Source organism: Azospirillum sp. B4 (genome assembly GCF_000333275.1).
Classification (GTDB): Bacteria; Pseudomonadota; Alphaproteobacteria; order Azospirillales; family Azospirillaceae; genus Nitrospirillum.
Map to the genome: position 1 here is coordinate 1 of NZ_BACU01000209.1, position 1,139 is coordinate 1,139.

2 protein-coding genes are annotated in these 1,139 nt (G+C 69.5%); both read left to right on the top strand.

Annotated features, from left to right (window positions below; translation table 11 throughout):
• Nucleotides 1-56: 56 nt before the first annotated feature.
• Nucleotides 57-431 carry a hydroxyisourate hydrolase gene (uraH, locus tag I55_RS09170; protein ID WP_044560227.1) on the top strand — a complete coding sequence of 125 codons (375 nt, stop codon included), beginning with the start codon at nt 57-59 and terminating at the stop codon, nt 429-431.
• Nucleotide 432: 1 nt separating this feature from the next.
• Nucleotides 433-1,139: 2Fe-2S iron-sulfur cluster-binding protein (locus tag I55_RS09175; RefSeq protein ID WP_044560228.1), on the top strand; the 707-nt coding region annotated here is incomplete at its 3' end.

The following is a 1,139-nucleotide window of genomic DNA, read 5'->3' on the forward strand; positions in this document are numbered from 1 at the left end:
TTTTGTGCTAGCGAGATCAGGGCGATGAACGGGCGGCGAAGATGAGTGCAGGCCATATGAGTGCGGGCCGGGGCGCGGGGCGCCTGACAACCCATGTGCTGGATACCATGGCGGGCAGGCCGGGGGCCGGCATCACCGTCGTGCTGGACCGGCTGGGGCCGGATGGCGGCCGCACCCGCGTGGCGGAGGCCCGCACCAATGCCGATGGCCGCTGTGACGCGCCGCTGCTGGCCGGGGGCGATCTGCTGCCCGGCCGCTATGAGCTGACCTTCGCCGTTGGCGCCTATTTCCATGCGGGTGGGGTGGCCCTGACCGACCCGCCCTTCCTGGATGAAGTGCCGATCCGCTTCGCGATATCCGATGCGGGCCAGCACTACCATGTGCCGCTGCTGATCTCCCCCTATGCTTATTCCACGTACCGGGGCAGTTGAGATGCGGTACCGCCAAACCGTCCGCTTCCTGCTGGGCAATGAGCTGCGTGAACTGACCGACGTGGACCCCACGGTCACGGTGCTGGACTGGCTGCGTGGCGTCGAGCGGCGCCTGGGCACCAAGGAGGGCTGCGCCGAGGGTGACTGCGGCGCCTGCACCGTGGTGGTGGGGCGGCTGGTGGACGGAACGGTCAAGTATGAGGCCATCAACGCCTGCATCCGCTTCCTGGCCACGCTGGATGGCTGCCAACTGCTGACGGTGGAACATCTGAAGCGGCCGGACGGCGCGCTGCACCCGGTGCAGCAGGCCATGGTGGACTGCCACGCCTCGCAATGCGGCTTCTGCACCCCCGGCTTCGTCATGTCGCTGTACGCCCTGAACCGGGCGGAGCATGCCGCCCCCGAGAATGGGTTGGATGAGCAACGCATCGACGACGCGCTCGCCGGCAACCTGTGCCGCTGCACCGGCTACGCCCCCATCGTGGCGGCGGCCCAACAGCTGCGCGACCGGGTGCCGGATCACATCGATGACGCCCTGCCCGCGGTGACCCAGGCGCTGGCCGCCCTGGCCGATGACGCGGTGGTGGAGACGGGGCGCGACGGCCGCCGCTTCCTGGCGCCGGCCACGGTCGACCAGTTGGCGGAGCTGGTGCTGGCCAACCCGGATGCCACCATCGTCTCCGGCGCTACCGACGTGGGCCTGTGGGT